The following is a 25,564-nucleotide window of genomic DNA, read 5'->3' as shown; positions in this document are numbered from 1 at the left end:
CATCGCTCAACGGTCCACTCTCTCACCCGTGCCGGACGGGTCGGTGCTTTCCGGAGCGGTGTCCGGCGTCGGGTCACTCGGGTGCCCCGGGTCGTCCGCCCCCGGTTCCGGGCCGGACGTGCTCTCAGGAACGGCCCCGGAGCCCTCGGCGTCCTCAGTCTCCACGGTGCCGTCCGTGTCCTTGTTCACGCCCTCCGCGTCGGGACCGTCCTCCGGTCCCTGCTCCGATCCCCCCTCTGCCTGCTCGGCGGCGGCCCGCTTGCGCTGCGTGTACATCCGGAAGCCGGCGAGCACGAGGAGCAGCACACCGCCGCCGATGACGAGCATGACCGTGGAGGTGATCTCGGTGACCTTGACCTCGAAGGGCACCGGGGAGCCGTAGGGCTGCCCGTCCTCCGTGTAGAGCTGGGCGACGACCTGTACCGGGCCGTTGGCCTTGGTGGAGGTGGTGAACTTCACCGACTGACTGTGCTCACCCGCGACCCTGATCGGCTGCTCGCTGTACGGGCCGTTGCCGATCTTGAGGCGGGTCGGCTGCTGCGAGGTGAGACGCAGCACGAGGTGGCCGACACCCTGGACCAGGTTGTTCTGGACGGTCACGGGGATGGTGGCGCTGCGGCCGGAGAGCTTCGCGTCGGACTTCTGGATGAGGCGCACCAGCCCGGTGAGCCCGTCCAGGTACGACTCCACACCGTCGCGGAAGGTCGCCGCCTCGGCGGGGCGACCGCGCCAGGACGTCGACATCCCCCGGTCGATGGCCAGGCCGAACGGAGTGACCACACGTGATTTGTCGGTGAGGATCACCTGGAACTTGTCGAGCTTGCCCTGCGTGCCCTGCATCCAGTCGAACGCGGAGACGGGCAACTGCTGCCTCTTCAGCGACCGCGGGTACTGGGAGGCGGAAGGGACCCTCGTGGTGGCGCCCGGGTCCGGCTTGGCCTTGGCGGCGGCGGCCAGTCCCTGGGACTCCGACCAGTTCCCCTGCTGGAGCGCCTTCAGCGCCTCGGCCATGGTCTGTGCCTGGCCGGCCGTGGGCATGCGCTGCGGTGCGACGACGATGCTGCGCTGGTCCGCGTCCTGGAGATTGATCATCAGGCTCTGGGCGAGGAACTTCTGCACGGCGAGGGTGGAGTTCTCGGCCTTGATCATGTCGCCCTGGAACGCGGTCGACAGCCGCTCGTCCGCGACCACCGCGGTCGTGCCGCCGCCGATGGGTCGGGCCGCGCTCGGCGTGTAGGTCAGGCCGCCCGTCTCGCTCAGGCTGTCGCTGCGGGCGATCACCTTGTCCGCGCCCGCCGACGTCGCCACGTCCACGATCGACGGGTCGATCGCGCCGTCCACCGGCCAGGCGAAGTCCGTGCTGGGCTTCACGTGGACGATCGATTCCACCGTGTCGGCCGCCACGGCGGTGGCGTTCTTGAGGTGGCTCAGGGAGCCGGTGGTCTTCCTGCCGTTATGGGCGAGGGAGGCGATGTCGGGGTCGGCGAAGGGGAGCGCGACGATCTTCTGGCCCTGGACCGTCTTCTCCAGCTTGTCGAGCCAGTCCTTGGCCAGGGCACGGTTGCGGTCGCTGCCGGCGACGGTCGTGCCGTCGGCCTGCTGGATGCGGTAGCCGCCTCTCATGGCGTCGACCGAGGCCAGTACATCCGGGTCCAGCACCCAGGTCACGTCGAGTCCGCTGCCCAGGGACAGGAGCTGGTCCAGCCGGCCGCCCGGGGCGATCTCCTTGGCCAGGTCGTCGTTCTTGAAGACGCGTGTCTGCTGTTCGTCCGAGCCGGTCTCGGCGGTGAGGTGGACCGGGGAGATCAGCGGCCAGAGGAACGTCGTCTTCGTCTTCGTGTCCGCCGACTCCGGCTGCCACGGGAGGAACGTCCGCTTGATGCCGAGCACCTGGTCCCACGGCTGGGTGGTGGTCCGGCCCGTGAGCGAGACACCGAGCTGGTAGACCCCGTCGTCGCCGAGGTCGAGGTCCTTGACGGGTACCGAGATGCTGAAGTTCTCGGAGTTGCCGGCGCCGAGCCGGTCGACCTTCTGGACGTACTTGCCGCCGACCTCCATCGCGTCCAGGCCCGGCTGGAAGCTGGTGAGCTTCGCCGCGGTGTCGATGGCGGAGCGCGTGGTCAGGGGGGAGGAGCCCACGCGGATCCCCACGTGGGCATCCGTGACCGTCTGCTTGCTTCTGTTGGTGACCGAACCCGAGACCGTGACCGTGTCGCCGTCGGTGGGGACGCTGGGGGTCAGCGAGGCGATGCTGATGTCCACCCCGCCCGACCCTGCCGCGGTGGCCGCGGAGGCCTTCTCGACGGCCTGTGCGGGCGTGCCGAGGGGGAGCTGGAGCAGCCCGGCCAGCAGCGGCGCCCCGGCCAGCAGCGCACCGCCGCGCCGGAGCCACCGACGGGCAGGAGAGGGACTCGTCCCCTGGAAGTCTGCCGCCTCGGCCACGCGCTCGCCCGTCCCTCGTCGTCGTCAGTGGTCGTCGGAATGTGCGTCCACGCATGGTAACGATGCGCGCTGAGGGTAAGTGCCGCGGAGTGGTCCACAAGATCGCCACAGGGCGCCGACTGTCCTGTATGTGGGCCTATCGATGCCCGGAAAACAGGGGACGCCGGTACAAGTTTTATCGAGGCGCTTCCCGGCGTCCGGGCCACGTACCCTTTTCTGTTGTGCCGAACGCCAATGAAGACAATCCCAGTGCCCTGAGTCAGGTGCAGCTCCGCGCGGTGAGTGAACTGCTGCGGGTGTCCCCTGTCGCCGACGAACTCGCCCGCCGTTTCCAGCAGGCCGGGTTCTCGCTCGCCCTGGTCGGCGGCTCGGTCCGGGACGCGCTCCTCGGCCGGCTCGGCAATGACCTGGACTTCACGACGGACGCCCGGCCCGAGGACGTACTGAAGATCGTCCGGCCCTGGGCCGACGCCGTCTGGGAGGTCGGGATCGCCTTCGGCACCGTGGGAGTGCAGAAGGGCGCCCGGGTGGGCGACACGGAGCAGACGTTCGAGATCGAGATCACGACCTACCGCTCCGAGGCGTACGACCGGACCTCGCGCAAGCCCGAGGTGTCCTACGGCGACTCCATCGAGGAGGACCTCGTCCGTCGGGACTTCACGGTGAACGCGATGGCCGTCGCGCTGCCGGAGAAGGAGTTCATCGACCCGCACGGCGGCCTGGAGGACCTGGCCGCCCGGGTCCTGCGCACCCCCGGCACCCCGGAGGCATCCTTCTCCGACGACCCCCTGCGCATGATGCGGGCCGCACGGTTCGCCGCACAGCTCGATTTCGAGGTCGCGCCCGAGATCATCGCGGCCATGACGGACATGGCCGGACGTATCGAGATCGTCTCGGCGGAGCGCGTACGGGACGAGCTGAACAAGCTCATCCTCTCCGCCCACCCCCGCAAGGGCCTCACGCTGCTCGTGGACACCGGCCTCGCCGAGCACGTGCTGCCCGAGCTTCCCGCGCTGCGGCTGGAGAGGGACGAGCACCACCGGCACAAGGACGTGTACGAGCACACGCTGATCGTCTTGGAGCAGGCGATGGCGCTGGAGGAGGACGGACCCGACCTGGTGCTCCGGCTCGCCGCGCTGCTGCACGACATCGGCAAGCCGCGGACCCGTCGCTTCGAGAGCGACGGCCGGGTCTCGTTCCACCACCACGAGGTCGTCGGCGCCAAGATGACCAAGAAGCGGATGACGGCCCTCAAGTACTCGAACGACCTCGTGAAGGACGTCTCCCGTCTGGTCGAACTGCACTTGCGCTTCCACGGCTACGGCACCGGCGAGTGGACCGACTCGGCCGTGCGGCGCTACGTCCGGGACGCGGGACCGCTCCTCACCCGCCTTCACAAGCTGACTCGCTCCGACTGCACCACGCGGAACAAGCGCCGCGCCGCCGCGCTCTCCCGTGCCTACGACGGGCTGGAGGACCGCATCGCCCAGCTCCAGGAGCAGGAGGAGCTCGACGCGATCCGGCCCGACCTCGACGGCAACCAGATCATGGAGATCCTGGGCATCGGCCCCGGCCCCGCGATCGGCCAGGCGTACAAGTTCCTGCTGGAGCTGCGCCTGGAGAACGGCCCGATGGACCACGACGCCGCGACATCCGCGCTCAAGGAGTGGTGGGCCGAGCAGGGCTGAGCTGAGGGGTGCTGTCAGGCGTCGATGTTTCACGTGAAACATCGACGCCGGGACAACGCGGAGGGGCGGTGTTTCACGTGAAACACCGCCCCTCCGCGCATCCGGCTCCGCGGGTTACTTGTTGTCCCCCAGGCAGAGCGTGAAGGAATCGCCCGTCTCCTTCCACGTCAGCGTCGCCGTCGTGCCCTTGACGCTCTGGCACGTGAGCTGCGGGATCGAAGCGCCGTCCGCCTTCTTGAGCACCTTGTGGGTGGCCTTGGAGTCCGTGCAGTCGACCTGCACCACGTCCGGGTCACTGCCGGTGCCCTTGTTGTAGAGGCAGTCGCCGACGGCGAGCTTCTTGGCGTCCTCGCTGTCCTTGCTGAGCAGGTAGCCGCCGAGGACGAGGACGGCGACCACGACGCCCACGATGAGGCGCAGGTAAGGCTTGATGCCGCGCTTCTGCTGCTGCGGGAGCGGGGCGAAGCCGGCCGTCTGCTGCTGGGGGAAGCCCGGCTGGCCCGGCTGCTGCGGGTAGCCCTGCGGCGGCTGCTGGGGGTAGGGGGCCTGGCCCTGGGGCGGAGGACCGTAAGGCTGCTGGTCCTGAGCGAACGGGTTCTGGCCCGGAGGCGGCGGTGTGGTCACTGGGAAATCCCCCCATTGGAACGCTGGCGCGTGGCGCGTATAAGACCCACGTAAGTTATCCGGCCCCAGTGACAACGCGGCAGTCAGGACCGGCTCTGTGGCACTGATGTGACAGTTACCGGAGTTCAAAGCGGGCCATAGCCGCCGCAATGGACGCGTAGATCACGGCGACCGTCGCGACGAGCGTCGTCGAGCGGCCGTCGTGCGGCAGCATCAGGGCGGCGACCCCGGCCGCCGCGACGAACGCCACGTTGAACAGGACGTCGTAGACGGAGAAGATCCGGCCGCGGAAGCCGTCGTCGACCGAGGACTGCACGATCGTGTCCGTCGCGATCTTCGCGCCCTGTGTGGTCACTCCCAGCACGAACGCGGCGACCAGCATCGGGGTAGGCGCGAATGGGAGACAGAGCGCGGGTTCCAGGACCGCGGCGGCGCCGGCGCAGACCGCGATCCAGCGGCCGGGACCCAGCCGCCCGGCCGCCCAAGGCGTCACCACGGCGGCGACGAAGAAGCCCGCCCCCGACACGCCCACGGCGACCCCCAGGAGAGCGAGCCCGTCGTCCGAACCCGACGCCCACGCGTAGCGGCAGAGCATCAGCAGCATGACGGTCAGGGCGCCGTAGCAGAAGCGCATCAGCGTCATGGCCAGCAGCGCCCAGGCGGCCTCCCGTCGCCGGGGCCGCGCGAGGTGACGTACGCCGGCCGCGAGGCCACGTGCCGTACTGGTCAGGGCCTTGGCCAGACGCGGATGGACCGACTCGCGATCGGGCCCGAGGAGTTCCGCGGCGATGCGCGCGGCGGCGAGGGCGGCGCAGAGGTACAGGGCCGCTCCGACGAGGACCACCACCGCGTCGGAGTCCGCGACGAGGAGCCGTACGCCGAACGCGAGGCCACCGCCCATGGTCGCGGCCAGCGTTCCCGCCGTAGGCGAAAGGGAGTTGGCCAGCACGAGGCGATCCGCGTCGACGACCCGGGGCAGAGCTGCGGAGAGCCCGGCCAGGACGAAGCGGTTGACCGCGGTGACGCAGAGCGCCGCGACGTAGAAGAGCCAGTCGGGGACGTGGCTCAGCATCAGGGCGGCGGTCGCGCAGGCGAGAGCGGCGCGCAGGAGATTGCCGTACAGAAAAACCTGCCGGCGCCGCCAGCGGTCCAGCAGGACCCCGGCGAAGGGGCCGATGAGGGAGTACGGGAGCAACAGGACGGCCATCGCGGAGGCGATGGAGGCCGCCGAGGTCTGGTTCTCCGGGGAGAAGACGACGTAGGTGGCGAGCGCGACCTGGAAGACACCGTCCGCGCCCTGCGACAACAGCCGTACGCCGAGCAGGCGTCTGAATCCCCGCAGGCGCAGGAGCACGCGCAGGTCACGCACGACAGCCATGGGGCACAGCCTCACATACGGGGAAGGTCCCCGGGCACAGTGCCCGGGGACCTCCGACAGCAAGCACGGAAAGTGCCGTGCTTTAGCGCTCGACCTCGCCCTTGATGAACTTCTCGACGTTCGCGTAGGCCTCGTCGTCGAAGTACTGGACCGGCGGGGACTTCATGAAGTAGCTCGACGCGGAGAGGATCGGGCCGCCGATGCCGCGGTCCTTGGCGATCTTCGCGGCGCGCAGGGCGTCGATGATGACACCGGCCGAGTTCGGGGAGTCCCAGACCTCGAGCTTGTACTCGAGGTTCAGCGGGACGTCACCGAAGGCGCGGCCCTCGAGGCGGACGTACGCCCACTTGCGGTCGTCGAGCCAGGCCACGTAGTCCGAGGGACCGATGTGGACGTTCTTCTCGCCCAGGTCGCGGTCGGGGATCTGCGAGGTGACGGCCTGCGTCTTGGAGATCTTCTTCGACTCGAGGCGGTCGCGCTCCAGCATGTTCTTGAAGTCCATGTTGCCGCCGACGTTGAGCTGCATGGTGCGCTCAAGACGGACACCGCGGTCCTCGAACAGCTTCGCCATCACACGGTGCGTGATGGTCGCGCCGACCTGCGACTTGATGTCGTCGCCGACGATCGGGACACCGGCCTCGGTGAACTTGTCGGCCCACTCCTTGGTGCCGGCGATGAAGACCGGGAGGGCGTTGACGAAGGCGACCTTGGCGTCGATGGCGCACTGGGCGTAGAACTTCGCCGCGTCCTCGGAACCGACGGGCAGGTAGCAGACGAGGACGTCGACCTGCTTGTCCTTGAGGATCTGGACGATGTCGACCGGCTCCTCGGCGGACTCCTCGATGGTCATGCGGTAGTACTTACCGAGACCGTCCAGGGTGTGACCGCGCTGGACCGTGACGCCCTTGTTCGGGACGTCGCAGATCTTGATGGTGTTGTTCTCGCTGGCACCGATGGCGTCCGAGAGGTCGAGGCCGACCTTCTTCGCGTCGACGTCGAAGGCGGCGACGAACTCGACGTCACCGACGTGGTAGTCGCCGAACTGGACATGCATCAGGCCGGGGACCTTGGTCGCCGGGTCGGCGTCCTTGTAGTACTCGACGCCCTGAACCAGCGAGGCGGCGCAGTTGCCCACGCCGACGATGGCTACGCGAACCGAACCCATTCCGGTTGCTCCCTGTGTGTATCGGTGAAACCCCGAACGGGCCTCACGTGGTGGTGTCGTCGGACGGATCCGGCCGGGTGCTGTCCCGGTGCCGGGGCAGGCCGCCCGTCTCTCCAGATGTGTTGTCCTGCTGAGCGGAGCCTTCGGAGGCGGAAGACTTGATGTCCCGTCCGGCTCGCTCGCTCTCGATGAGCTCGTTCAGCCAGCGCACTTCGCGCTCCACGGACTCCATTCCGTGGCGCTGGAGCTCAAGCGTGTAGTCGTCGAGGCGCTCCCGGGTGCGCGCCAGTGAGGCGCGCATCTTCTCCAGGCGCTCCTCCAGACGGCTGCGTCGACCCTCCAGTACGCGCATGCGTACGTCGCGTGACGTCTGCCCGAAGAAGGCGAAGCGAGCCGCGAAGGTCTCGTCCTCGTAGGCGTCGGGGCCTGTCTGCGCGAGAAGTTCCTCGAAGTGATCCTTACCTTCTGCCGTCAACCGGTAGACGATCTTGGCGCGACGTCCCGCGAGCGTGGCCGTGAGGGCGTCTTCGGGTGTGGATCCTGATTCCTCGATCAACCAGCCGTTGGCGACCAGCGTCTTGAGGCAGGGGTAGAGCGTGCCGTAACTGAAGGCGCGGAAGACGCCCAGTGACGTGTTGAGTCGTTTACGCAGCTCATAGCCGTGCATCGGGGACTCGCGGAGCAGGCCGAGTACGGCGAACTCGAGGATCCCGGCACGTCGGCTCATCGTCGCCTCCTCCCTGTCGCTGCCTCGTCGACACGTCTTTATGCCGTGCTGATGTATCGACTCGATACATCAGCACGATAGAACGCCTCTGCGGTCGCGACAAGAGGGGCCATGGTGAACGGCGTCACATCACCGATTCATACGAAGCAAGTTGCCTGATTTGGGGTGAACTTCGGCGCTAGGCGGGTTTTGACGGTGCGTAGTCTGTGCGGCATGCACACCACCGGGAACCGAGTGACGACTGAGGACGTCATCGTCTTCGGTGTAGTACGGGTGAATGCGCGATCGGCCGCATCCGTACTTCGGGGGGACCGGAAACCAGCCGCCGTTTCCAGGCGCGCAAAGGTGCGCCTGCCCGAGGAGTAATCGTTCGATGAGCGAGCACCGTCGCAAACCGCCGCAGCCGCAGGGCGGCGGACGTGCCGCGGCCCGACGCGGTCAGCCCGACCCGTCCGCAGGCCGCCGCGCGGCACCGCGAGGCGCCACCGGGTCTCCTTCCGATTCCTACGGCCCGGGGGGTGAAGAGCGCCCGTACGGCAGCCGTGCCGAAGCACGCCGAGCCGCGCAGAGAGGCGGCGGCAGGCGTCGTGCCGCCGATGGCGCCGGACGTGGCGGCCCCGGAGGCGGGGGCGGCCGGCGTGGCGGACCTCCGGGCCCCAGCGGTCCCGGACGAGGACGTGGCCGCACGCCCGAGCCTTCCGGGAGGCGCATCATCGACTACCCGCGCGCCGGCAAGTACGGCGCGGCGCGCTGGGTGCCGTCGTGGAAGCTCGTGACGGGTCTCTTCGTCGGGTTCTGCGGCAGCCTCATCGCCGTGGCCGGCGTGGCGTACGCCCTGGTCGGCATCCCGGACGTGGCCAAGACGGCGAAGGCCCAGAACAACGTCTACTACTGGGCGAACGGCGATCAGATGGTCGCCACGGGTGGCGAGACCAACCGCCAGATCATCAGTTATGCGCAGATCCCCAAGGAGATGCGCTTCGCGGTGATGTCGGCGGAGAACAAGACGTTCGAGTCGGACAGCGGCGTCGACCCGATGGGTATCGCCCGCGCCTTCGTGAACATGGCCAAGGGCGGTCAGACGCAGGGTGGCTCGACCATCACCCAGCAGTACGTGAAGAACGCGATGCTGGACGATCAGTCCCAGACGGTCTCCCGCAAGTTCAAGGAGCTGTTCGTCTCCATCAAGGTCGGCGCCTCGATGCCGAAGGACGACATCATGGCCGGCTACCTGAACTCGGCCTACTACGGGCGCAACGCCTATGGCATCCAGGCCGCGGCACGGGCCTACTTCGACAAGGACGCCACAGAGCTGAACGCGAGCCAGTGCGCGTTCCTGGCGGCCGTGCTGAAGGGCGCCACGTACTACGACCCCGCCGGTGCACCGTCGATCGACCCGACCGCCACGGCGCAGGCCAACAGCAAGCGTGCCGAGGCCCGCTGGAAGTGGATTCTCGACGAAGAGGTCAAGGACGGCCGCCTGAGCCAGGCGGAGCGGAGCAAGTACACCAAGTTCCCGAAAGTCCGGAGCCCGCGGTCCAACGCCGCACTGGGCGGACAGATCGGCTACCTGGTCGACCTGGCCAACTCGTACATCGTCAACAACAGCGACAAGACCGGCATCACCCAGACCAAGCTGAGGCAGGGCGGCTACGAGATCCACACGACCTTCGACAAGAGGAAGGTCGACGCCCTTGAGGCCGCGGTGAAGAAGGTTCAGAAGGCCAACATCAAGCCTGACCTGCGCCCCAAGACGGACAAGTACGTCCAGTTCGGCGGAGCGTCCGTCAATCCGGCGAGCGGTGCGATCGAGGCCATCTACGGTGGTGCCGACGCGACGAAGCACTTCACCAACAACGCCGACCAGACCGGTGCCCAGGTCGGGTCCACGTTCAAGCCGTTCGTCCTGGCCGCGGCCATGACGTGGGGGGTCAAGGACCCCGACGGTCCCCAGGAGCAGCCGCAGGACGAACGCACCATCGTCTCTCCGAAGAGCCTGTACAGCGGCAAGAACAAGCTGAAGATCAAGGACTACAACGGGACGGACTGGCAGGACGACAAGGGCAGGGAGTGGCTGCAGCAGAACGACGGGCAGCAGTCCTACAACCCGCCCAGCTACCAGATCGACCTGCGTGAGGCGATGCGCGAGTCCGTCAACTCCGCCTATGTCCAACTGGGCATGGATGTCGGCCTGAACAAGGTCAAGGAAGCCGTCCTGGCCGCCGGAATCAAGGAGTCCAGCCTCGCCAGCTCCCGGTTCCCGTCGTTCTCCCTCGGTACCTCGTCCCCGAGCGCGATCCGCATGGCCGGCGCCTACGCCACCTTCGCCGCCAGCGGCAAGCAGCGGGACCCGTACTCGGTCGAGAAGATCACGAGCAAGGACGGCAACGTCTTCCAGCACGAGGACGTCGAGAAGACCGTGGACGCCTTCACCTCGAAGGTCGCCGACAACGTCACCGACGTGCTGAAGACCGTGGTCGAGAAGGGCACCGGCACCAACGCCCGGCTCACGGGCCGTGAGGTGGCGGGCAAGACCGGTACGACGGACGGCAACAAGTCCGCCTGGTTCGTCGGATACACCCCGCAGTTGTCCACGGCGATCGGCATGTACCGCCTGGACGACGACGAGAACAAGAAGAACCGCAAGTTCCTGCAGATGTACGGAACGGGTGGCGAGAAGACCATCCACGGTGCCTCGTTCCCCTCGCAGATCTGGCGGGACTACATGGAGGTCGCGCTCAAGAACCAGAAGGCGGAGCCTTTCCCGAAGCCCGAGGAGATCGGCGAAGTGCTCAACGACACGCCGAGCCCGACGCCGACCCCGACGGTCACGGAGAGCGAGTCCCCGAGCCCGACGCCCACACCGACGCCGAGCGAGACCGAGACGTCACCCTCGCCCACGCCGAGTGAGACCTGCGGCAGGTTCGACTGGAACTGCAACCACGATGGCGGAACGGAGAACGGCGGCACCGACGACGGCGGCACCGACGGAGGCGTGACCTCGACGCCGACGGAGTCCGCGACCGAGGGCGCCAACAGAGGCAACAGCAACGGCAACAACGGCGGTCTCTTCGGAGGAAACGGGTAGCCGTCACCGTGTGTGTTTCACGTGAAACACACCGTTTCACGTGAAACAGGGGCCGCCGCACCGATCAGGTGCGGCGGCCCTCAGCACATTCTTGGGGACGTACGGCAGGATGTGCGCCATGCCCAGTGCAGAGACGACGCGCGTGAGCGCGCACGAGCCGGAGCTGGTGCGGCCGACCAAGGACGACGAGGTCGCCGCCCGCGGCAGCGAGCTGATCGGCGGCCCCATCGGGCGCCGCGCCCTGCTCGGGACGACCTGGTGGACGCCCGTGCGGGTCGTCGCCCTGATCGCGGTCGGCATGTTCGCCCTCGGCATGGTCCAGAAGCTGCCCTGCTACGACGGGGGCTGGTTCTTCGGTGCCAGTTCGCAGTACACGCACGCGTGCTACTCGGACATCCCTCACCTCTACCAGGGCCGTGGATTCGCCGACGGGCTCGTGCCGTACTTCGACAAGCTCCCCGGCGACATGGACTACCTCGAATACCCGGTGCTGACCGGGGTGTTCATGGAGGTAGCGGCCTGGCTCACGCCGGGCGGCGGGAGCATCCAGCACCAGGAGCAGATCTACTGGATGGTCAACGCGGGGATGCTGATGGTGTGCGCGGCGGTCATCGCCGTGTGCGCCGCCCGCACGCACCGCCGGCGCCCCTGGGACGGCCTCCTGGTGGCCCTGGCGCCCGCTTTCGCGCTCACGGCCACCATCAACTGGGATCTGCTCGCCGTGGCCCTCCTGGCGGCTGCCATGCTGATGTGGTCCCGGGGACGCGTTCTGGCCTTCGGTATCCTGGTCGGGCTCGCCACGGCCGCCAAGTTCTATCCGTTCCTGGTGCTCGGGCCGCTCTTCCTGCTGTGCTGGCGGGCCGGCAAGTGGCGTGAGTTCGCGACGGCGCTCCTCGGGGCCGTCGGCGCCTGGCTGGTGGTGAACCTTCCGGTCATGTACTTCGCGCCCGAAGGGTGGTCGAAGTTCTACAGCTTCAGCCGCGAGCGCGGGGTCGACTTCGGTTCGGTCTTCCTGTTCATCTCGCAGTGGCTGAAGATCACGATCACCCCCGAAACCGCCAACACGTGGGCACTGTGCATGATGCTGCTGCTGTGCGCGGGGCTGGCCGCCGTCACGCTCATCGCCCCGCGCCGGCCACGCTTCGCCCAGCTCGCCTTCCTGATCGTCGCGGCCTTCATCCTGACGAACAAGGTCTACTCGCCTCAGTACGTGCTCTGGCTCGTCCCGCTCGCCGCGCTGGCCCGGCCGCGCTGGCGGGACTTCCTGATCTGGCAGGCCTGCGAGGTCGGGTACTTCCTCGGGATCTGGATGTACCTCGCGTACACGACCAGCGGGGACGCCCACAAGGGACTGCCGACCGACGGATACCAAGTCGCGATCGCCGTCCACCTGTTGGGGACGCTCTACCTGTGCGCGGTGGTCCTCCGGGACATCTTCATGCCCGAACGGGACGTGGTGCGGCGCGCCGGTGACGACGATCCATCCGGCGGCGTCCTGGACGGCGCGGAGGACGTTTTCGTCTTGGGCGCAGCGGCCCATCCGCCACGGCACGCGGCGCACTTCGAGGGTCAGCCGCCGGTCGTCGAGTGGGGCGGCCGGAGCGAGCCGCCCGAAGACCGTTCACTCTGAGCGAACATGCCGGGAAGAGGCCAAGGGAAAGGCCGTACACGGGCTCCGTGTACGGCCTTTCCCATGCGCTGGAGCGGTCCGGAGAGCCGGCCGGGACCTCAGCGCTCGACGACGCGGTCGAACTGGGTGGTGGTGTGCCGCAGGTGCGCCACCAGCTCGTCGCCCACCTTCGGCTCGGAGGCGTCGGCGGGCACGAAGAGGATCGACACCTGCATGTGCGGGGGCTCGGCGAACCAGCGCTGCTTGCCCGCCCAGACGAACGGCGACAGGTTCCGGTTCACGGTGGCGAGGCCGGCGCGCGCGACGCCCTTGGCGCGCGGCATGACGCCGTGCAGCGCCTTGGGGGCCTCCAGACCAACCCCGTGCGACGTGCCACCGGCCACGACCACGAGCCAGCCGTCCGAAGCCGCCTTCTGCTGCCGGTAGCCGAAGCGGTCGCCCTTGGCGACGCGCGTGACGTCCAGGACGGCTCCCCGGTACTCGGTGGCCTCGTGGTCCCCCAGCCAGAGCCGGGTACCGATGCGGGCGCGGAAGCGGGTCTGCGGGAACTGCTGCTGGAGCCGGGCGAGTTCGTCGGCCTTGAGGTGGCTGACGAACATCGTGTGCAGCGGCAGGCGGGCCGCACGCAGGCGGTCCATCCAGCCGATGACCTCCTCTACGGCGTCCGAGCCGTCGGTGCGGTCCAGCGGCAGGTGGATCGCGAAACCCTCCAGCCGTACGTTCTCGATGGCGGCGTGCAGATGCGGCAGGTCCTGCTCGCTCACACCATGCCGCTTCATCGAGGACATCACCTCGATGACGACACGGGCGCCCACGAGGCCGTACACGCCGTCGATGGACGACACCGAGCGGATGACACGGTCGGGCAGCGGCACGGGCTCCTCGCCCCGCCGGAACGGCGTGAGGACCAGCAGATCGCCGCCGAACCAGTCCTTGATCCGGGCGGCCTCGTACGTGGTGCCCACGGCGAGGATGTCCGAGCCCATGCGGGTGGCCTCGTCCGCGAGCCGTTCGTGGCCGAAGCCGTAGCCATTGCCCTTGCAGACGGGGACCAGCCCCGGAAACTGCTCGGACACCTGCTTGTGGTGTGCCCGCCAGCGCGCGGTGTCGACGTAGAGCGTGAGCGCCATGGCCGGTCCCGGAACCTTTCTCGTGGCTGCCGTGTATCAGAGGTACGAAAGGGAATTGTCGCGGATTCGCCGGACCGATGGCGAGGTGCCGGGCCGCAGCAGACGCCGGACCCGCGCTCCGGGCCGGCTCAGCGGCGCGACATGTAGATGTCGAGCGCCTTGTGGAGCAGCTTGTTGAGCGGGAAGTCCCACTCGCCGAGGTACTCGGCGGCCTCGCCGCCGGTGCCCACCTTGAACTGGATGAGGCCGAAGAGGTGGTCGGTCTCGTCGAGCGAGTCGGAGATGCCGCGCAGGTCGTAGACCGTGGCGCCGAGCGCATACGAGTCGCGCAGCATGCGCCACTGCATCGCGTTGGAGGGCCGGACCTCGCGGCCGATGTTGTCCGAGGCGCCGTAGGAGTACCAGACGTGGCCGCCCACGACGAGCATCGTCGCCGCGGACAGGTTCACGCCGTTGTGCCGGGCGAAGTACAGCCGCATGCGGTTCGGGTCCTCGGTGTTGAGGGCCGTCCACATGCGCTGGAAGTACGAGAGCGGGCGCGGCCGGAAGTGGTCGCGGATCGCGGTGATCTCGTAGAGCCGCTGCCACTCCTCCAGGTCGTGGTAGCCGCCCTGGACGACCTCGACGCCGGCCTTCTCGGCCTTCTTGATGTTGCGGCGCCAGAGCTGGTTGAAGTTCTTGTGGACCTCTTCCAGCGACCGGTTGGCCAGCGGCACCTGGAAGACGTAGCGGGGCTGGACGTCACCGAAGCCGGCGCCGCCGTCCTCGCCCTGCTGCCAGCCCATACGGCGTAGCTTGTCGGCCACCTCGAAGGCGCGCGGCTCGATGAAGTCGGCCTCGATGTCGCGCAGGCGCTTCACGTCCGGGTTCTGGATGCCGCCCTTGATGGACGCGGCCTCCCAGCGCCGGATGATCACCGGCGGGCCCATCTTCACGGAGAAGGCGCCCTGGTGCTTGAGGTGCGCGAGCATCGGCTGAAGCCAGTCGTCCAGGTTCGGCGCGAACCAGTTGATGACCGGGCCCTCGGGCAGGTAGGCCAGATAGCGCTTGATCTTGGGGAGCTGGCGGTAGAGCACCAGGCCGGCGCCGACCATCTCGCCGGTCCTGTCGTCGAACCACCCGAGGTTCTCGGAGCGCCATTCGGCCTTCACGTCTGCCCATGCGGGGACCTGCATGTGACTGGCCGCGGGCAGGCTCTGGATGTACGCCAGATGCTGCTCTCGGCTGATGGTCCTCAGGGTCAGGCTCATTAGGGGCGCTCCTCGGGCTGGTGTGTCCCCATGGGTACAAGGGCTCCGGCTCTCGCGCCGAAGCCTACTGCGCCCTGCGAGCGCCCTGTCTGGCCGTATGGAACCTGGGCCCCGGGAAGCGGGCGTGAAGCGTCCCGGGGTCAGGGGAAAACGGACGTTCGACTCAGAACACCCCGCCGAACAGGCCGCCGTGGGCCAGACCGAGGTAGAAGCCGACTCCCGCGAGGCCGAGTCCGAGGATCAGTCCGAAGCGCTCCCGGGTCGTCACGGAGATGAACTGCCCGTAGGCGCCGGTGAGGATTCCGACGAGGCCGGCCCAGGAACTGACCAGATGCAGGCTGTGGAACATCGACGTCACGAAGGCCAGTACCCCGAGGACCAGGGTCACCGCGAGCAAGGTGTCCTGGAGGGGGTGAGGCTTGCCGTCCGTGGCGAAGAGTGAGCCGGTGGTGGTGGGTCGCCATGCCTGTGCCATGAGGCACCTCCTGCGGAAGGCGGCGCATGGTAGCGCCGTACACACCCGATGTGTACAGACTGGGGGGCAACCCGGTCGGATTTCAACCGGAAGGCAGGGTGCAGGTAGTGTGTACCGTCTGCACCGGTGTCTGCCCAGGCTCATGGCCAGGTCACGACAGGGTTCGCCGCTCGGTTTCGCCGATCGTCGGCCCGATTGTCAGTGGCGGCCGATACCGTTGCGTACGCATCACAACCCTCCTGCCACGGAACGACCGTGGCCGCTGAGTCCAAAGGAGGTGGGTTCCACATGCGTCACTACGAAGTGATGGTCATCCTCGACCCCGATCTGGAGGAGCGCGCTGTCGCCCCCCTGATCGAGAACTTCCTCTCCGTCGTCCGTGAGGGCAACGGAAAGGTCGAAAAGGTCGACACCTGGGGCCGTCGTCGTCTCTCGTACGAGATCAAGAAGAAGCCCGAGGGCATCTACTCGGTCATCGACCTGCAGGCCGAGCCTGCGGTCGTCAAGGAGCTCGACCGCCAGATGAACCTGAACGAGTCGGTCCTCCGGACCAAGGTCCTCCGTCCCGAGACCCACTGAGCTTCCCAGCTCAGTTGATCTCGGGCATCGAGTAGCAGTACCAGCAGCCAGCAGCAAACCCGCCGAGAGGTTCCCCCATGGCAGGCGAGACCGTCATCACGGTCGTCGGCAATCTTGTCGACGACCCCGAGCTGCGCTTCACCCCTTCCGGTGCGGCGGTCGCGAAGTTCCGTGTCGCGTCCACCCCCCGCACCTTCGACCGTCAGACCAACGAGTGGAAGGACGGCGAGAGCCTGTTCCTGACCTGCTCGGTCTGGCGTCAGGCGGCGGAGAACGTCGCCGAGTCGCTCCAGCGAGGCATGCGCGTCATCGTGCAGGGCCGGCTGAAGCAGCGGTCCTACGAGGACCGTGAGGGCGTCAAGCGCACGGTCTACGAGCTGGACGTCGAGGAAGTCGGCGCCAGCCTGAAGAACGCCACGGCCAAGGTCACCAAGACCACGGGTCGAGGTGGCCAGGGTGGTTACGGCGGCGGCGGTGGCGGCGGCCAGCAGGGCGGCGGCTGGGGCGGTGGCTCCGGCGGCGCTCCGCAAGGCGGCGGCGCTCCTGCCGACGACCCCTGGGCGACCGGCGCTCCCGCCGGTGGCAACCAGGGCGGCGGCGGTGGCGGCTGGGGCGGAAACTCCGGCGGTGCCGGCGGTTCCGGCGGCGGCTACTCGGACGAGCCCCCCTTCTAGGCCCTCGGGCCAAGGGTGGGCCGTACCCCCACTTCTTGATCACACAGGAGATACACCATGGCGAAGCCGCCTGTGCGCAAGCCGAAGAAGAAGGTCTGCGCTTTCTGCAAGGACAAGGTCACGTACGTGGACTACAAGGACACGAACATGCTGCGGAAGTTCATTTCCGACCGCGGCAAGATCCGTGCCCGCCGCGTGACCGGCAACTGCACGCAGCACCAGCGTGACGTCGCCACGGCTGTGAAGAACAGCCGTGAGATGGCGCTGCTGCCCTACACGTCCACCGCGCGATAAGGGAAGGGTGACCGACAAATGAAGATCATCCTCACCCACGAGGTCTCCGGCCTCGGTGCCGCGGGCGACGTCGTCGACGTCAAGGACGGTTACGCTCGCAACTACCTGATCCCGCGGAGCTTTGCGATCCGCTGGACCAAGGGCGGCGAGAAGGACGTCGAGCAGATTCGTCGTGCTCGCAAGATCCACGAGATCGCGACCATCGAGCAGGCCAACGAGATCAAGGCCCGCCTCGAAGGCGTCAAGGTCCGTCTGGCCGTTCGCTCCGGCGACGCCGGTCGTCTCTTCGGTTCCGTCACCCCGGCCGACGTCGCTTCGGCGATCAAGGCTTCCGGTGGCCCCGAGGTCGACAAGCGCCGCATCGAGCTGGGCTCGCCCATCAAGACCCTGGGCGCCCACGAGACGTCCGTGCGTCTGCACCCCGAGGTTGCCGCCAAGGTCAACATCGAGGTTGTCGCTGCCTGAACGCAGCGCTCGGCATAGCTGAGAGAGGGCCGCACCCTGCGGGGTGCGGCCCTTCTGCGTGTTACGGGTCGTGTGTGCCGCAGGGCGTCTGCGTGCCGTGAGTCGTCCACGTCCCGCGAGTCGTCCCCGTATTGCGAGCGGGTCCGGAGATGAGCCGCCGCCCTCGGTGCGGGGCGCCGTTTCACGTGAAACGGTGCGGTCCTTCTCCGCCCTCCTTGGCCCTGCTGTCGGCGTTTCACGTGAAACGCCGACAGCAGGGCCAAGAAGTCGGTGTTCTGTCAGATCGTGGTTCCGTCAGCGCGTCGCGCCCGTGACGATCCAGCGCCCCGAGCGGGAGCGCAGCCACAGCGTCAGCATGCGCACCGCCATCATGAGGGCCATCGCCCCCCAGAGCGCCGTCAGCCCGCCTCCGACTGTCGGAACGAGCAGGGCTACGGGGGCGAAGACCGCCAGCGTCAGCAGCATCGCGCGGGCCAGATAGGGGCCGTCCCCCGCACCCATCAAGACTCCGTCGAGCACATAGGCGATACCGCAGACCGGCTGCACGAGGGCCACGACGACCAGGGCCGGCAGTGCCGCGTCCCGCACTCCGGCGTCGCCGCTGAACAGGGGAAGGAACAGGAAGCGGGTCGCGATGACCAGCAGCCCTAGGACGACTCCGGTGGCGACGCCCCACTGGATCATGCGCCGGCAGGTCTCACGGGCGCCGTGAGCGTCGCCCGCGCCGAGGTAGCGGCCGATGATGGCCTGACCCGCGATGGCGATGGCATCGAGGGCGAAGGCGAGCAGGCTCCACAGGGACAGGATGATCTGGTGCGCGGCCATGTCGGCGTCGCCCAGTCGGGCGGCGACGGCCGTGGCGATCAGCAGGATCGCCCTGAGCGACAGCGTCCGGACGAGCAGGGGTGCACCCGCTTGGGCGCAGGCCCGTATTCCGGCGAGATCGGGGCGCAGGGACGCGCCGTGTTTCCGGGCTCCTCGGACGACGACGAAGAGGTAGGCGGCGGCCATGGCCCACTGCGCGACGACGGTGCCCCAGGCGGAGCCGGCGATACCGAGCCCGGCCCCGTAGACGAGCAGTCCGTTGAGGGCCGCGTTGGCGATGAAGCCGGCGACGGCCACGTACAGCGGGGTTCTGGTGTCCTGGAGCCCGCGCAGTACTCCGGTGGCGGCGAGTACGACGAGCATGGCGGGAATGCCGAAGGCGGAGATCCGCAGATAGGTCGTCGCGTAGGGGGCCGCGGTGTCGGAGGCGCCGAACAGGGTCATCAGGGACGGTGCCGTGGGGAGGGTGACGGCGATGACGACCACGCCGATGAGCAGGGCGAGCCAGATGCCGTCCATGCCCTGGCGGATCGCGGCCCGGAGATCACCGGCGCCGACCCGTCGGGCGACAGCGGCGGTGGTGGCGTAGGCGAGGAAGACGAAGACTCCGACGGCGGTCATGAGGAGGGCGGAGGCGACACCGAGGCCCGCCAGTTGGGCGGTGCCCAGATGGCCGACGATGGCACTGTCGGCCATGACGAAGAGAGGCTCGGCGACGAGCGCGCCGAAGGCCGGAACGGCCAGCGCGACGATCTCTCGGTCGTGCCGGCGCCGGGTGGCCCTGGGGGCTGCGGGAGCCTGTGTCATGAGCACCAATCTAATCTTCCACAGGTAAGAGATGCAATATGCAAAGGACCCTTACTGGAATCCTGGCTCGGCGTGTCGTGCGGCCCCGTTTCACCGGATCTTGATCCGAGGAGAAAAGTTTTTCTTCTGCACAGCCGGTGGACGGGAAATCGGCAGGTCAGAGCGGGTTCCGTAGAAGTGGTGAGGGCTTGTTCACAGGGCTGTCCACCGAGTCGTGCACAGGTTTTGCGGGGTTCTCCACAGCATCGGGGCCGTCGTCCACATGGCCTGTGGATAACCAGATTGGCTGACGGTGCCCACAGGCCTAACGTGGTGCGGCGCCCGTTCTCTCCTCCGTCCTCGGAATCCACGCAAAACCGACGCGGGTGAACCGGAGTTGGGCAGCTCAGATGTCAGTGCCGTGCCGTAGAAATAAGAGGCACGGCTAGGTCCGCTCCGCGGACGGGAGGAGGTGGCTCGGTGAGTATTTCCGAGCCCTTGGACGACCCCTGGGCGGACAGTGGTCCCAGTGATCGTCTGCCCTCGTCCCGCCGGCGTGGCAGCGGCGGCGGTCGCGACGAGCAGCACGACCGGGACCGGGACAACGGGCCGTGGGAGAGCGGCGGTTCGTCGTTCGAGCGAGTGCCCCCGCAGGACCTCGACGCCGAGCAGTCCGTCCTGGGCGGCATGCTCCTGTCGAAGGACGCCATCGCCGATGTCGTCGAGGTCCTCAAGGGCCATGACTTCTACCGGCCGGCCCACGAGACGATCTACGGGGCGATCCTCGATCTGTACGCCAAGGGCGAGCCGGCCGACCCCATCACGGTCGCGGCCGAACTCACCAAGCGTGGCGAGATCACCAAGGTCGGTGGCGCCCCGTATCTGCACACGCTGGTGCAGACGGTCCCGACCGCGGCGAACGCCGAGTACTACGCGGAGATCGTGCACGAGCGCGCGGTCCTGCGCCGCCTGGTCGAGGCGGGCACCCGCATCACCCAGATGGGATACGCGGCCGACGGCGACGTGGACGAGATCGTCAACAGCGCTCAGGCCGAGATCTACGCCGTCACCGAGCAGCGCACCACCGAGGACTACCTCCCGCTCGGCGACATCATGGAGGGCGCGCTCGACGAGATCGAGGCGATCGGATCGCGCTCGGGGGAGATGACCGGTGTGCCGACCGGCTTCACCGACCTCGACTCCCTCACCAACGGTCTCCACCCGGGCCAGATGATCATCATCGCGGCCCGTCCCGCCATGGGTAAGTCGACGTTGGCACTGGACTTCGCCCGGGCCTGTTCCATCAAGCACAACATGCCGAGCGTGATCTTCTCGCTCGAAATGGGCCGCAACGAGATCGCGATGCGCCTGCTCTCCGCCGAGGCGCGCGTGGCCCTGCACCACATGCGGTCCGGCACGATGACCGACGAGGACTGGACCCGGCTCGCCCGCCGTATGCCGGACGTCTCGGCCGCGCCGCTCTACATCGACGACTCGCCGAACCTGTCGATGATGGAGATCCGGGCCAAGTGCCGCCGTCTCAAGCAGCGCAGCGACCTGAAGCTCGTCGTCATCGACTACCTCCAGCTCATGCAGTCGGGCGGCAAGCGCTCCGAGAGCCGCCAGCAGGAGGTCTCCGACATGTCGCGAAACCTGAAGCTCCTCGCCAAGGAGCTGGAGCTGCCGGTGATCGCGCTGTCGCAGCTCAACCGTGGTCCCGAGCAGCGCACCGACAAGAAGCCCATGGTGTCCGACCTGCGTGAATCCGGCTCCATCGAGCAGGACGCGGACATGGTCATCCTGCTCCACCGCGAGGACGCCTACGAGAAGGAGTCCCCCCGAGCGGGCGAGGCGGACATCATCGTCGGCAAGCACCGTAACGGCCCCACCGCCACGATCACGGTGGCCTTCCAGGGCCACTACTCCCGGTTCGTGGACATGGCACAGACCTGAGCGAGGCTTGTGTAGGGCCTCATTTCCCGTGTCGGCATCTCACGATCGATGTCGGATACGACATTGCCGTGAGATTGGCCAGGCTCTTGAGGTTGAATTCGCTCAAACGTGTGGACGTTCCAAGCTCTCTTGGTGCATGTACTGCCGTACGGCCCAGGCTGTCACCGACTGCTTGATCGCGTCGAACCTGATGCTGCGGGAGTGGGGGTGCTCGTGCCAGTTGAGTCGGCAGTGGTGTGTTTCCGTACATCGGGCCGAGGGAGCCATCGAGGAAGCCGATCGGCGATGAGCAGTGGATCCGAGAGCAGTACATCCGGCAGGCCCGGACCCTGGCCAGCATCGCCACCGGGCTGGACATGAGCCCAACGACCCTGACACGCCGCCTCCGGGCCATGGGCATCGCACTCCGTCCACGCGGCGGACGCCGGGCCGTGAGTCAATCGGAACTCGACTCAGTACCGCCGCCAATCAGGCCGGCCCTCACAGATCGGCGCTGTTGGGGCCGCCTTCAGCGGTTTCGAGAAGCCATGAAGCATCGCACCCTCGCCGAGGCATCACGCCAGCTCGGCACCACTCGCTCGATCCTTTACACCCAGTTTGCTGCCCTGGAAGGTGATTTGGGCGTCCAGCTCTACATCCGCCCCCGCCGGGGCGAATCACTCCGGCCCACCAAGGCCGGACAAGCCGTGATGGACGCGCTGACCGACAGCGAAGGCGTCCGACCAGGCGGCAACACCATTGAGAACGGCATTCCTCCCGCCTCCAGGCAGAACCCATGACCAGCCGATCGTCGGCTGTCGGCTATCGAACAGGGCCGCACTCATTGACCAGAATGGTCGGCTCCGACAGGAAGACGTTCGGGTCGACGGGCCCATAGGCAACGTTGAACGTGTCGAGCCAGTACGACCAGTCCCGTATTCCGGCGGCGCTACTGAACCGATAGTTCAACTGCCAACGGACCCACTGCCCCGGGACCAGACGCACCGCCGGCGGCCGCCGCGGGCGCGGCGGCAATCCGAACAACGGCTCCACACGCGCCAGCACGCGGAGCCGATCGCCCTCGTCCCGCAAACTGAGTCCAACCTGGCGCAAGTCCCTCTCGCTCTCGTGCGGCTCGAAACCGTCACGCTCGGACATCTGGATAACCTGGGCGAAGGAAGACGACACCGGTGACACCAAGAACCCCGTCGGCGCCGAATTCCTGCGGGCAGCAGCCTCACCGCCCCTGGAGTGCTTCGTCCAAGACGTCCTGATCCACTGCACCGTGATCTCCTCCACTGCAACCGCCTCTCGCCCGGGACACTACGGCGACCACAGCCTGAACGGCACCACGGTTTCGGCGTACTGCCCGGCAGCTCGGAAGATTCCGGCTGAGACGGACCTATGGCACGGCGCTAGAGTCCGATAGCGGAGGAGGCGAAGATGGCGCTGAACAAGAAGGGTTGTCGGCGCATAACCGTTGACGGGATCGAGGACCGCTGGCGGATCCGCAGGAAGCCCTCCTGCATGCAGGGACTCTGCTGGACACCGATGACCTACGCGATCGAGGCGGCCAGCCGCAGCCAGCCAGGTGCGGCCTTGATCGTCACCAGTGGCCAGGCCCATCCCAGTAACTGGGTGGGCGTCGAGTCGGATCCCTTCGTCCAGCTCACGTTGCCGACAGCATTCGAGCAGCACGGGATCAGGGCTGGGATCCCACCCGGGTCGGTTCTCCCTTCCAGCTCGATCGATCCGCAGGATTCATCGCTCAACCATGAGACAGAGCGGGGTAGCGCGACGCATCTGGCCCGGCATCATGGCCTGGTGACCACATGGATGCGCTGCTACTGGGACGAGGAAGACACCTGGTTCTACTTCGAGGTCGACGCCGAAGACTGGGTGATCCGGCAGGTCGAACTCGAAGGGCCTGAGCTGATCCCGATCGCAGCTGCTTCCCTCGCCGAGTGGCAGCGGGCCCGCGACGCAGGCCGCCTCGGTGATTACGACAGCAGATTCGGGATCACCGCCGAGCTGCCCGTCTCGGAATGGGAAGGCCACGACCCCGAACAACTCACCTCCGAGGAGTTCGAGGAAGTCTGGGGCCCTGCCCGTCGGCAGATCGCATCCCAGCCCAGCTGACCTCTCGGCCCCGCAGTGACTTCTTGGCATCATCGCGACATGACTCCGAGCCTTCCTCGCACTGTCCGAGCCGTCGACACCGCTCAGCTCTTGGACCTGGCCCAGGAGGCCGCCATGCACAGCTTCAGCCAGCGGCTCCCGGTCGACTGGCTCCGGGAGCACCTCGCCGCGGAGGCGACGCACTACCTGTTCCCGACGCTCGTGCAGCGGCTCACGCACCGTCCCGAGATGCCGCTGCAGTGGAGGTGCCAGCAACTGCTGACCGTCAACACCGGCGAAGAGATCTGGGGTTTGCTCGACGTCCTTCCCGACACCTTCGACAAGATCCCGGAGACTCTGGACACGGCGTCCAAGAAGGAGATCGTCAACCGCATCGAGCACGCGGTGACCGTGCGCGAGTGGATGGAACGGATGACTGACGGACAGTCTGAGGAAACGACATCGCCCTGAGACAGCAGCTGGCCGACACGTCGTGAGACTGGAGGGGAACGTCCTGGTCACAGCGGCGGCGCTTGGCACCGAAAGTGAGAACCTACAGCTTGTTGGAGTGGCCCCGGCCAGTTCCGTGACCTTTACGAAGGGGCTCGTCTCGCGGATCTCTTCGAGCTTCAGGCCGTTCCGCCATGTGTCCAGGGCCCGTGGCATCTCGCTCAAGTCCGAGGCCGACTGCACCACCTTGGACCGCCCGTTGAAGATGAAGCGCCGGTCCACGGGGCCCAGGCTGAACCAGCAGGGAAGCTTGCAGGTTGGTGAGACCTATAGCTTCGCCGGCCCGCCATGGGTGAATTCGGTCGACGTGGGGTGGTGGAGCGGGTGGACTGGGGGCATGACGACATCTCAGGACGATCTGCTTCCCGGCACGCGCCGAGCCCTTCTGCATCGCATCGCCGTCGCGCAGAGCGAGGGACGGGCCCCTTCGCTCGTCGCTGCCGTGGCGCGCGGCGGGAAGGCGGTGTGGCACGGGGCGCGGACCTCGGTGGACGGTCATGGGCCGGACGAGAACGTGCAGTACCGCATCGGCTCCATCACCAAGACGTTCACCGCAGTCCTCGTGCTGCGGCTGCGGGACGAGGGTCTCCTGGATCTCGGTGACCCCCTGGAGAAGCATCTGCCGGGCACCGGGGCGGGGGAGATCACCATCGCCCAACTTCTCGCGCACACCGGCGGGTTGGCGGCCGAGTCGCCCGCACCCTGGTGGGAACGCACACCCGGCTCGCTCCGGCCCGACCTGGTCGACGTGCTGGGTGAGCAGCCCTTCCGGCATCCGGTCGGACGACGCCACCACTACTCGAACCCCGGCTACACGTTGCTCGGCGCGCTTGTCGAGGAGGTACGAGGAGCTGCCTGGGAGGACGTGCTGCGCCGCGAGGTGCTCGAACCGCTCGGCCTGCACCGTACGAGCGGAAGCCCGCAGGCCCCGCACGCGGGAGGCTGGGCGGTCCACCCGTGGGCCGACGTGATGATGCCCGAGCCTTCTGAGGACCTCGGCCGGATGGCTCCTGCCGGGCAACTGTGGTCCACCACCGCGGACTTGGCCCGCTTCGCAGGCTTCCTGCTCCTGGGCGACGACCGAGTGCTGAGCGCGGCATCGGTCCAGGAGATGCGGACGCCCGCCGCGCCGGCCGAGACGGCGGACCTGGCCGCAGGGACTTCCTACGGCCTGGGGATGCAGATCGTGAACCGCGCCGGGCGGACCCTCGTCGGGCATTCCGGATCCCTGCCGGGCTTCCTCGCCGGGCTGGTGATCAGCGTGGACGACGACGTGGCGGCCGTGGTGCTGGCCAACTGCACGTCGGGCCCGCCGACGTTCACCGTCGCGGCCGACCTGGTGCGCATCGTGGCCGAGGCCGAGCCGAGGGTCCCCGAGCCCTGGCGGCCGATGGCCGAGGTCGACCACGCTGTTCTGGAACTCGCCGGGCAGTGGTACTGGGGAACCCAGCCCTTCGGACTGCGCCTGTCGGCGGCCGGCGGGCTTGCGCTGGAGCCACTGTCGAGCGTCGGCCGCGGCGCCCGCTTCAGGGCGAACGGGGACGGGACGTGGACCGGGCTCGACGGCTACTACGCGGGGGAGCTGCTGCGGCCCGTCCGGCGGACGGACGGCTCGGTCCGCCACCTGGACCTCGGGTCGTTCGTGTTCACCCGTCAGCCGTACGAGGAGGGGGCTTCGGTGCCGGGCGGAGTGGACCCGGAGGGGTGGCGGGGGCTCCCGTAGACGGGGACGTTCCCGGGGGCTGTTTCACGTGAAACAGCCCCCTTTTTTTCTGCGCGAATCC

General features: G+C 67.8%; 22 protein-coding genes. 12 read left to right on the top strand and 10 right to left on the bottom strand.

Annotation, left to right across the window (positions count from 1 at the left end):
* Positions 1–6 precede the first annotated feature (6 nt).
* Entirely contained in the window at positions 7–2,442 is a 2,436-nt protein-coding gene (locus AB0912_RS01400; RefSeq protein ID WP_366695469.1) for a DUF6049 family protein, read from the bottom strand.
* Positions 2,443–2,663: 221 nt separating this feature from the next.
* Between AB0912_RS01400 and AB0912_RS01395 the strand changes: the two genes are divergently transcribed.
* Positions 2,664–4,130 (top strand): CCA tRNA nucleotidyltransferase, encoded by a 1,467-nt coding sequence (locus tag AB0912_RS01395; RefSeq protein WP_366695467.1) that lies wholly within the window; start codon positions 2,664–2,666, stop codon positions 4,128–4,130.
* Between the two features lie 114 nt (positions 4,131–4,244).
* On the opposite strand, the gene AB0912_RS01390 is transcribed toward AB0912_RS01395, so the two are convergent.
* From AB0912_RS01390 to AB0912_RS01375, 4 genes are all read right to left on the bottom strand, one after another.
* Complete coding sequence (locus tag AB0912_RS01390; RefSeq protein WP_366695465.1) at positions 4,245–4,754, bottom strand: hypothetical protein; 510 nt, start codon at positions 4,752–4,754, stop codon at positions 4,245–4,247.
* A 115-nt stretch (positions 4,755–4,869) separates the two neighbouring features.
* A complete protein-coding gene (locus tag AB0912_RS01385) occupies positions 4,870–6,132 on the bottom strand; it encodes an MFS transporter (protein WP_366695463.1) in 1,263 nt (420 codons plus the stop codon).
* A gap of 82 nt (positions 6,133–6,214) precedes the next feature.
* On the bottom strand, positions 6,215–7,297 hold the full coding sequence (locus AB0912_RS01380) for an inositol-3-phosphate synthase (protein WP_366695461.1): 1,083 nt from the start codon (positions 7,295–7,297) through the stop codon (positions 6,215–6,217).
* Between the two features lie 43 nt (positions 7,298–7,340).
* Positions 7,341–8,024, bottom strand: a complete 684-nt coding sequence (locus tag AB0912_RS01375; protein ID WP_366695459.1) for a helix-turn-helix transcriptional regulator — start codon at positions 8,022–8,024, stop codon at positions 7,341–7,343.
* Between the two features lie 373 nt (positions 8,025–8,397).
* Here AB0912_RS01375 and AB0912_RS01370 point away from each other — a divergent pair, with 373 nt between their 5' ends.
* Together AB0912_RS01370 and AB0912_RS01365 are read left to right on the top strand one after the other, a co-directional pair.
* Positions 8,398–11,112: a transglycosylase domain-containing protein gene (locus AB0912_RS01370; protein ID WP_366695457.1), complete on the top strand. Its 2,715-nt coding sequence runs from the start codon at positions 8,398–8,400 to the stop codon at positions 11,110–11,112.
* Between the two features lie 118 nt (positions 11,113–11,230).
* On the top strand, positions 11,231–12,742 hold the full coding sequence (locus AB0912_RS01365) for a glycosyltransferase 87 family protein (RefSeq protein ID WP_366695455.1): 1,512 nt from the start codon (positions 11,231–11,233) through the stop codon (positions 12,740–12,742).
* Positions 12,743–12,840: 98 nt separating this feature from the next.
* Here the strand turns inward: AB0912_RS01365 and AB0912_RS01360 are convergent, their stop codons facing one another.
* The 3 genes from AB0912_RS01360 to AB0912_RS01350 form a co-directional block, all read right to left on the bottom strand.
* The gene (locus AB0912_RS01360) at positions 12,841–13,872 is read right to left on the bottom strand and encodes an alanine racemase (RefSeq protein WP_366695453.1); all 1,032 of its coding nucleotides are present in this window, start codon (positions 13,870–13,872) and stop codon (positions 12,841–12,843) included.
* A 128-nt stretch (positions 13,873–14,000) separates the two neighbouring features.
* Entirely contained in the window at positions 14,001–15,122 is a 1,122-nt protein-coding gene (gene femX, locus AB0912_RS01355; protein ID WP_366695451.1) for a peptidoglycan bridge formation glycyltransferase FemX, read from the bottom strand.
* A gap of 163 nt (positions 15,123–15,285) precedes the next feature.
* Positions 15,286–15,597 carry a hypothetical protein gene (locus AB0912_RS01350; protein WP_366695449.1) on the bottom strand — a complete coding sequence of 104 codons (312 nt, stop codon included), beginning with the start codon at positions 15,595–15,597 and terminating at the stop codon, positions 15,286–15,288.
* A 288-nt stretch (positions 15,598–15,885) separates the two neighbouring features.
* Here AB0912_RS01350 and rpsF point away from each other — a divergent pair, with 288 nt between their 5' ends.
* From rpsF to rplI, 4 genes are all read left to right on the top strand, one after another.
* Positions 15,886–16,176, top strand: coding sequence for a 30S ribosomal protein S6 (gene rpsF, locus AB0912_RS01345; protein WP_005482942.1), 291 nt, complete (start codon positions 15,886–15,888; stop codon positions 16,174–16,176).
* Positions 16,177–16,253: 77 nt separating this feature from the next.
* Complete coding sequence (locus AB0912_RS01340; RefSeq protein ID WP_366695447.1) at positions 16,254–16,850, top strand: single-stranded DNA-binding protein; 597 nt, start codon at positions 16,254–16,256, stop codon at positions 16,848–16,850.
* A gap of 57 nt (positions 16,851–16,907) precedes the next feature.
* Positions 16,908–17,144, top strand: a complete 237-nt coding sequence (gene rpsR / locus AB0912_RS01335) for a 30S ribosomal protein S18 (protein WP_003949403.1) — start codon at positions 16,908–16,910, stop codon at positions 17,142–17,144.
* Positions 17,145–17,162: 18 nt separating this feature from the next.
* Positions 17,163–17,609 carry a 50S ribosomal protein L9 gene (gene rplI / locus AB0912_RS01330; protein ID WP_107020428.1) on the top strand — a complete coding sequence of 149 codons (447 nt, stop codon included), beginning with the start codon at positions 17,163–17,165 and terminating at the stop codon, positions 17,607–17,609.
* A gap of 294 nt (positions 17,610–17,903) precedes the next feature.
* On the opposite strand, the gene AB0912_RS01325 is transcribed toward rplI, so the two are convergent.
* Complete coding sequence (locus AB0912_RS01325) at positions 17,904–19,241, bottom strand: MATE family efflux transporter (protein WP_366695445.1); 1,338 nt, start codon at positions 19,239–19,241, stop codon at positions 17,904–17,906.
* Positions 19,242–19,700: 459 nt separating this feature from the next.
* Between AB0912_RS01325 and dnaB the strand changes: the two genes are divergently transcribed.
* On the top strand, positions 19,701–21,173 hold the full coding sequence (gene dnaB / locus AB0912_RS01320; protein ID WP_366695443.1) for a replicative DNA helicase: 1,473 nt from the start codon (positions 19,701–19,703) through the stop codon (positions 21,171–21,173).
* A 356-nt stretch (positions 21,174–21,529) separates the two neighbouring features.
* Positions 21,530–21,952: a LysR family transcriptional regulator gene (locus AB0912_RS01315; protein ID WP_366695714.1), complete on the top strand. Its 423-nt coding sequence runs from the start codon at positions 21,530–21,532 to the stop codon at positions 21,950–21,952.
* A gap of 22 nt (positions 21,953–21,974) precedes the next feature.
* Here the strand turns inward: AB0912_RS01315 and AB0912_RS01310 are convergent, their stop codons facing one another.
* Positions 21,975–22,451: a hypothetical protein gene (locus AB0912_RS01310; RefSeq protein ID WP_366695441.1), complete on the bottom strand. Its 477-nt coding sequence runs from the start codon at positions 22,449–22,451 to the stop codon at positions 21,975–21,977.
* Between the two features lie 537 nt (positions 22,452–22,988).
* Between AB0912_RS01310 and AB0912_RS01305 the strand changes: the two genes are divergently transcribed.
* The 3 genes from AB0912_RS01305 to AB0912_RS01295 all read left to right on the top strand — a co-directional run bounded on the left by AB0912_RS01305 (position 22,989) and on the right by AB0912_RS01295 (position 25,503).
* Positions 22,989–23,291 (top strand): hypothetical protein, encoded by a 303-nt coding sequence (locus AB0912_RS01305; RefSeq protein WP_366695712.1) that lies wholly within the window; start codon positions 22,989–22,991, stop codon positions 23,289–23,291.
* Between the two features lie 39 nt (positions 23,292–23,330).
* Positions 23,331–23,741: a hypothetical protein gene (locus tag AB0912_RS01300; protein WP_167931462.1), complete on the top strand. Its 411-nt coding sequence runs from the start codon at positions 23,331–23,333 to the stop codon at positions 23,739–23,741.
* A 376-nt stretch (positions 23,742–24,117) separates the two neighbouring features.
* A complete protein-coding gene (locus AB0912_RS01295) occupies positions 24,118–25,503 on the top strand; it encodes a serine hydrolase domain-containing protein (protein WP_366695439.1) in 1,386 nt (461 codons plus the stop codon).
* The last annotated feature ends 61 nt before the right edge of the window (positions 25,504–25,564 follow it).

Origin of the sequence: Streptomyces sp. NPDC007084 (assembly GCF_040703595.1) — a bacterium.
In the GTDB taxonomy this organism is placed as follows: Bacteria; Actinomycetota; Actinomycetes; order Streptomycetales; family Streptomycetaceae; genus Streptomyces.
Note: the sequence above shows the minus strand (reverse complement) of the source record. Positions and strands in the feature narration are given on the sequence as shown.

What these genes read in the sequence shown, in the direction of transcription:
- AB0912_RS01385 (WP_366695463.1), bottom strand. Translation starts at nt 6,132, where the DNA reads ATGGCTGTCGTGCGTGACCTGCGCGTGCTCCTGCGCCTGCGGGGATTC.
- AB0912_RS01380 (WP_366695461.1), bottom strand. Translation starts at nt 7,297, where the DNA reads ATGGGTTCGGTTCGCGTAGCCATCGTCGGCGTGGGCAACTGCGCCGCC.
- AB0912_RS01375 (WP_366695459.1), bottom strand. Translation starts at nt 8,024, where the DNA reads ATGAGCCGACGTGCCGGGATCCTCGAGTTCGCCGTACTCGGCCTGCTC.
- AB0912_RS01370 (WP_366695457.1), top strand. Translation starts at nt 8,398, where the DNA reads ATGAGCGAGCACCGTCGCAAACCGCCGCAGCCGCAGGGCGGCGGACGT.
- AB0912_RS01365 (WP_366695455.1), top strand. Translation starts at nt 11,231, where the DNA reads ATGCCCAGTGCAGAGACGACGCGCGTGAGCGCGCACGAGCCGGAGCTG.
- AB0912_RS01360 (WP_366695453.1), bottom strand. Translation starts at nt 13,872, where the DNA reads ATGGCGCTCACGCTCTACGTCGACACCGCGCGCTGGCGGGCACACCAC.
- femX (WP_366695451.1), bottom strand. Translation starts at nt 15,122, where the DNA reads ATGAGCCTGACCCTGAGGACCATCAGCCGAGAGCAGCATCTGGCGTAC.
- AB0912_RS01350 (WP_366695449.1), bottom strand. Translation starts at nt 15,597, where the DNA reads ATGGCACAGGCATGGCGACCCACCACCACCGGCTCACTCTTCGCCACG.
- rpsF (WP_005482942.1), top strand. Translation starts at nt 15,886, where the DNA reads ATGCGTCACTACGAAGTGATGGTCATCCTCGACCCCGATCTGGAGGAG.
- AB0912_RS01340 (WP_366695447.1), top strand. Translation starts at nt 16,254, where the DNA reads ATGGCAGGCGAGACCGTCATCACGGTCGTCGGCAATCTTGTCGACGAC.
- rpsR (WP_003949403.1), top strand. Translation starts at nt 16,908, where the DNA reads ATGGCGAAGCCGCCTGTGCGCAAGCCGAAGAAGAAGGTCTGCGCTTTC.
- rplI (WP_107020428.1), top strand. Translation starts at nt 17,163, where the DNA reads ATGAAGATCATCCTCACCCACGAGGTCTCCGGCCTCGGTGCCGCGGGC.
- AB0912_RS01325 (WP_366695445.1), bottom strand. Translation starts at nt 19,241, where the DNA reads ATGACACAGGCTCCCGCAGCCCCCAGGGCCACCCGGCGCCGGCACGAC.
- AB0912_RS01315 (WP_366695714.1), top strand. Translation starts at nt 21,530, where the DNA reads ATGAGCCCAACGACCCTGACACGCCGCCTCCGGGCCATGGGCATCGCA.
- AB0912_RS01305 (WP_366695712.1), top strand. Translation starts at nt 22,989, where the DNA reads ATGCGCTGCTACTGGGACGAGGAAGACACCTGGTTCTACTTCGAGGTC.
- AB0912_RS01300 (WP_167931462.1), top strand. Translation starts at nt 23,331, where the DNA reads ATGACTCCGAGCCTTCCTCGCACTGTCCGAGCCGTCGACACCGCTCAG.
- AB0912_RS01295 (WP_366695439.1), top strand. Translation starts at nt 24,118, where the DNA reads ATGACGACATCTCAGGACGATCTGCTTCCCGGCACGCGCCGAGCCCTT.